Raw genomic sequence first — 6132 nt, 5'->3', positions numbered from 1 at the left:
TTAGCCTATCGCCTTTATTAGTTTCAATTAAATGTTCATACCTTTAAAATGCAGTATAATGTCTCCTATACCCTTCAACTCAAGTTGAGTTTCAATAACTGTTTACGATAATAATTACTTTTATAAATCCCTTACTGGAAATAATCAGAAAAGAAATATCTAATTAATTTGATAGTTTATCTTTACAAGAAACATTTAGTTCCAAAAATTATATCTTAAAAAGAGAACTTTAACCAAAAACCTTTCCTTTTAAAATTATGGTATACACTCAGGAGACTTTTTACTTTGATCATTCCAGTCCAGAAATTCAAAAAATGGTGGAGAGCATTAAAAATTTGGTTTCCGACCAGGAAAAAATCGAGCAATTGTATCTTAAAGTTAGAGACGGTTGGCGTTACAACCCATACAATATTGGATTGACACCTGCGCATTATAAAGCCAGTGCCATTGCCCGAAAAACGGTAGGCCACTGTATCGATAAAGCTATTTTATATGTAGCAGGGCTCCGCGCACTGCACATACCTGCCAGATTACGTTTGGCCAAAGTGGCCAACCATATCGCGACGGAACACTTAGAAGAAACTTTGGGCTCGCACGAAATAGCCCCTCATGGTTTGGTAGATGTATTCTTCAATGGCAAATGGTTCAAATGTTCGCCTGCTTTTAACAAAGAGCTCTGTGATCGCTATAATGTTGCTCCCTTGGAGTTTGATGGCACTCAAGACTCCATTTTTCAGGAATATAACAGGGACAACAAACAGTTTATGGAGTATATGGAGGATTACGGTCACTTTGAAGATGTTCCTATTGATTTTATATTCAAAACCTTCCAGGACACCTATCCTGAGGTAAGCAAAAAAATACAAGGTGCAAAAGAGATCAAAATCAAATAACTTTGATCAATTTAAACCTACAGCAAATCATCATAGGCCCAGAGCCGATAACAGTTTCTATTTTCTTTTAGTTTTGATGAGTAGTTGATGAGCTTTTAGTGTTTAAAAAAAGAGCACCTAAGAGTTAAAAAACTCCTAGGTGCAAAAACTAAACTCAAAACTGAATTAAATTAACTTGAATTTATTCTCCTACCATTGGATTGGCTTGAATTTCGGATAGAGGGACTGGGAAATAAGAATGTTCCGCTGCACTAAATCCAGATCTGCCGGCCGCTTGCATAGCCTGATCTAACATGCCCCAGCGCCTTAGATCAAAAAATCGTGTTGACTCCAAGGTAAGCTCCATAATACGTTCGTGTATAATCTGTTCCCTCACTTCTTCCTGTGTTGAAGCGGTGGTTGGGGGCATTAAACCATGGACTTCCCGTATTTCATTTATTATTGGTATGGCCAAAGCAGTGCTGCCGGTCTCGTTCAGTGCTTCGGCATACATCAAGAGTACATCCGCATAGCGCATTAAAGTTAAATTGATTCCAATATAACCGTTGTCCCAAACATAATTGGGCAACCATTTCCTAAAGTATGCACTGCCATCTTTTGCGTCTGGGCTGCCGTAAGTATCGGATACAAGAACATCCCATGTAAATCCTTGCATTGCATTGGTTTCTGTATCATTGTAATAATCATCTTTAAAATAAAGGGTTCCGTACAATCGGTTATCGTACAAACCGTTGGAAGCAATCATCCCCTCGCTCTTCATAAGGTCGACCAAGTCGTAGGAGGCCTCGATACCTCCCCATCCTCCAATACACCAGTCACCAATAAACGCATGTAGTCGGTTAGCGTTCCACGAAGTAGCATCGCCACTCTTAAATTGAAGTTCAAAAACGGCTTCTTGATTGTTTTCGTTCTCGCCATTGAAATTGCCAACAAAATCCGGAAACAAATCATAAACTCCGCTTTCCACCACTTGTTCCAGTGCTGCTACAGCATTATCCATATCTGTGCCCTCTGCGGACGATGCATCTCCGGCTTTATATAGATATGCCTTACCCAAATAGGCCAATGCCGTGCCTTTGGTGGCCCGTCCCGTATCTGCATCGGTACGGGTTTCCGGCAAATTGGATGCCGCTTCTTGGAAATCTTGCAAAATTACTTGCCATGCCTCTGGACGGGTAGACAATGGACTATCCAGGTTATCCGGACTGAGCTCCTCCATCCTTACAATAATCTGCTCGTACAGACTAAGTAATTTGAAATGATAGTACCCTCTCAAAAATTTGGCCTCGGCAATAATCCTGTTCTTATCCGCTTCTGAAATTTGTTCGGGTGTCATTTGACCCACTTTGGATATTACCTGATTTGCAAAATTGAGTCCTTTATAGTTGGTGGTCCAAAGTACATTTAAAAAAGTATGGCCATTGGTATAATTAAAATTGAAGATAGACATCCAATGGGCATAATTAGATGCATCTGGACCTGGTAAGGCGTAATCCGAACGAAAATACTCCACTACAGGTCTTCCTTCTTGCCATCCATCCCAAAAGTTACTTCTTGATTCCAGTTCTGAGTAGGCAGCCACCAGCCCCGATTCAGCATCTTCTACATTTCTCCAAAACGATGAAGACGTTAATTGGTCCGGAGACTGTTGCTCCAAAAATTCATCATCATCACAGGAGAGTATTGCAAACATGAACATGCTTGCGACAAACATTTGTACTATATTTTTCATGTCTTATTCTTTTTAATTAAAATTCCAATTGCATTCCGAAGATGAATGATTTGGTCTTAGGGTACAGGTTTAAATCGATACCTCTTGATAGTATGCTCTGGTTCTGCCCGGAGATACTTGCTCCTACTTCTGGATCCAGACCACTATAGTTTGTGAACGTAAATAAGTTCTGCCCGGTCATAAACAACCTTAAACGGTTGATCCCGATCTTCTCCAATGTTGTTCTTGGCAACGAATACCCCAAAGAAATTGTTTTGACCCTTAAATAATCACCATTTTCCAAGAACCTTGTAGATGCACGGTTGTTCCTGTTGGGATCACCGAGCACGGCACGTGGTATGTCTGTGTTGGTGTTATCCGGTGTCCATGCGTTAAGAGCGGATTTTCGGTAATTTCTTCCGGTATCCATACTCATTAAACGAAAATCGTTTCCGTTATAAATTTTGGCACCCCCAACGCCTTGGAAGAACACGTTCACATCAAAACCTTTATAATCCGCACTTAGGTTTAAGCTATATTCAAAATCAGGGATTGCGGAACCTTGGTAGACTTCATCATCGGAATTAATGACCCCATCTCCATTTTGATCTACAAAACGGATATCCCCTGGTGCTGCTTCTGGTTGAATCGGTACACCATCTACACTATGCGCATCAATCTCTGCCTGACTCTGGAAAATTCCGTCGGCTACTGGCAAGAAATACGCTCCGGGCTCATAACCGATCTTTGTCTGGTTAACAAAATGATCCGAGCCGAACAACAGCCCAATACCATAAATGGTCTGATCTTCGTTACTCAACTTGGTTACTTCACTATTAATCGTGGTAAGTGTAGCAAATGCAGAATAATTAAAAGCACCATCTTTATTGGTGTAGCCAATCTCAAATTCCAGCCCACTGTTCTCGAACTCTCCTACATTGACTACGGGATTGTTTACCCCGGCCGCAGGAGATACTACTTTGGTAATCAATAAATCTTCTGTGGAACTATTGTAATAATTAACTGCTCCTGTGAGCTTGTTGCCCATCGATGCAAAATCGAGTCCTAAATTATAAGAGGTATTGGTTTCCCATTGAAGGTCGTCGTTCTGTAACTCTCTTGCAATACTTCCCTGGTAAGAGGTCTGTGGATTCCCAAATACGTACCCTCCATCGTCTTGACTTTTACCTTGGGATATCAAAGCAACATAATCGTAGTAGCCCAGTGCACTATCGTTACCGGCCTGCCCCCAACTAAACCTTAGTTTTAAAAAATCGAAAGCATTCTGGTTTTCCATAAAGTTCTCACTGGTAAGTTTCCACCCCAATGCAAAGGATGGGAAAACACCATACTTGTTATTGTCACCAAATTTTGAACTTCCATCCCTACGCACGCTGGCCTGGAACAGGTATTTGTCATCAAATGCGTAGTTTATTCTTCCAAATTGTGAAGCCAGGCTATATTCTGCATTTGTTCCTTGAGAAAAGAACGTACCATCGTTAAAGGCATTTAGGGTTCTAAAATTGGGATCTAATATTTCGGCAGGAACGCGCTCTTCCACAATGGCTCCATCCTGTACCTCTCGTTGAATCTTGTAGCCTTCGGCCTGGGTATAATTCCATTTGTAAGGTTCTCTAATACGTTGGTAACCTGCCAACAATTGAAAGTCATGCTTTTCATCAATATTGAAATCGTACTTTAAGGTATATTCTTGGTTGTACCTTTTAAACTCATTGTCGTACTCGGATATGAATGCGAACTCTCGGCCTTCTTCCTGTGCCGCCCTTACTTGAAACGGTTTGTGGAAGGCAAACTCGAACGAGTCCCTAACAGAATAGGAAAGGTTGGCGCCGGCCACTAGACCTTTCAGCACTTCGTAGGAAACATTTACGGTACCTAAAAAGTATTTTGCTTTGTTGTACTGCTCCAAGAATTCGTTTTCGCCGACCGGATTTCTGTGATCGGGCAGATCACCATCCCTATAACCATAACCAGAAGGTTTGGTCTCGTCCAATACCGGGATCAATGGCGAAATAAAGTAAGTTTCACGAAGCGAAAATTTATAAGGTTCCCTGTATGTCTCACTATAATTTAAGTTGGTCTGGATCTTCAGTTTACCTTTGGTAACCCCTAGATTTGCGGTAATACCCTTTTTATTGAACCTAGACCCAATAAGTATACCTTCCTCATCGGCATAATTCCCTGCAATGGAGTAATTAAAAAATTCGGATGCTCCACTGATACGGGCATTCAACAAATTTAAATATCCCGTTCTATCGGTTTCGTCTACCCAATCGGTGTTAAAATTGGGAGGGTTGGTCACATAGCTCGGCAACTCGGCTCCGGCATTGGTATACATTTGCTGATGAACTTGGACATATCCATCGGCATCCAATAATTCCATAATTTCTCGGGAACTGTTTATACTATAGCTTGAATTTATTTCGACCCTTGGTTTTCCGGACTTACCTTTTTTGGTTGTAATGATCACAACGCCATTGGCTGCTTTTGTTCCATAAATAGCACCCGAAGCGGCATCTTTGAGAACTTCTATGGATTCAATATTGATGGGATCTAGATAATAGGGATCTGCCTGAACCCCGTCTATAATATACAATGGTTGGTTGTTTCCAAAACTTCCCACTCCACGTATAAGAACATCGGAAACGGCACCAGGACTGCCCGAAGAGGAGGTAACCGTTACACCTGAAACCCTACCTTGCAGGGCATCGGTAGGGTTGGTAACCACTACCTTGTTCAGTTCTTCGCTTTTTACAGAGCTAATGGCCCCAGTAACATCACTCTTCTTCTGGGTACCATAACCAACAATGACCACCTCATCCAGACCCTGTGCATCCTCCTCAAGTGTTACATTGATTACCGTTTGGTTACCCACAGTTATTTCTTTTGTTAAAAAACCTAGGTAACGAAAGACTAGAATATCTCCCGAACCAGTCGTTTCAATGGTATAATTACCGTCAAAATCGGTTTGTGTACCTGTGGTAGGGCTACTTTTTAGGTTAACCGTGGCACCTGGCAATGGGGCTCCGGACGAATCCGTTACTGTTCCAGATACCTGTTGCTGGACCGTTTTTTTCGTAAATTTTATATTATCTGGGGATTTGTTCAATAAAATAGATCCATCCATTGATATTTTGTAGCCAATATTGGCAAAAGCCAGACTTTTGGCCAGTAAATCGCCTATTCTAACCTCTCCTTTTTCCAATTTAACTTTGGGTGCATCTTCAAAAAGGTCAGACTTGTAGATAAAGGAATAATTGGTTTGTTTTCCTATGAGGTCCAATAACTCTTCCACTGTTACTTCCGCATCGGTATTTATAACAACGGTCCTGTTTTGTGAAAAGCCGGTTTTAGCGGTAAATCCAAAGGCGGTAACGCAAAACAAAAAGATAAAGGACCTCATCATGATGATCAATAATTTATTCCTATAGGATATAGGAATACCATTACATTTAGTTTTCATAAATTTGAAATGTTAGTTAGTTTGTACTAATTAATTGACGGGGA

At 41.0% G+C, this 6132-nt stretch carries 3 protein-coding genes; 1 reads left to right on the top strand and 2 read right to left on the bottom strand.

Annotated elements, in window-relative coordinates:
- Nucleotides 1–257 precede the first annotated feature (257 nt).
- Nucleotides 258–893 (top strand): transglutaminase family protein, encoded by a 636-nt coding sequence (locus AB9K32_RS11325; RefSeq protein WP_224834918.1) that lies wholly within the window; start codon nt 258–260, stop codon nt 891–893.
- A 181-nt stretch (nt 894–1074) separates the two neighbouring features.
- On the opposite strand, the gene AB9K32_RS11320 is transcribed toward AB9K32_RS11325, so the two are convergent.
- Both AB9K32_RS11320 and AB9K32_RS11315 read right to left on the bottom strand, forming a co-directional pair.
- Nucleotides 1075–2625, bottom strand: coding sequence for a RagB/SusD family nutrient uptake outer membrane protein (locus AB9K32_RS11320; protein WP_252079308.1), 1551 nt, complete (start codon nt 2623–2625; stop codon nt 1075–1077).
- A 16-nt stretch (nt 2626–2641) separates the two neighbouring features.
- Nucleotides 2642–6088: a SusC/RagA family TonB-linked outer membrane protein gene (locus tag AB9K32_RS11315; protein WP_369885220.1), complete on the bottom strand. Its 3447-nt coding sequence runs from the start codon at nt 6086–6088 to the stop codon at nt 2642–2644.
- Nucleotides 6089–6132: the final 44 nt, after the last annotated feature.

Origin of the sequence: Allomuricauda sp. XS_ASV26 (genome assembly GCF_041224615.1) — a bacterium.
Taxonomy (GTDB): domain Bacteria; phylum Bacteroidota; class Bacteroidia; order Flavobacteriales; family Flavobacteriaceae; genus Flagellimonas; species Flagellimonas alginolytica.
The sequence above is the reverse complement of the archived record's forward strand: the minus strand, read 5'-3'. Positions and strand labels throughout refer to the sequence as shown.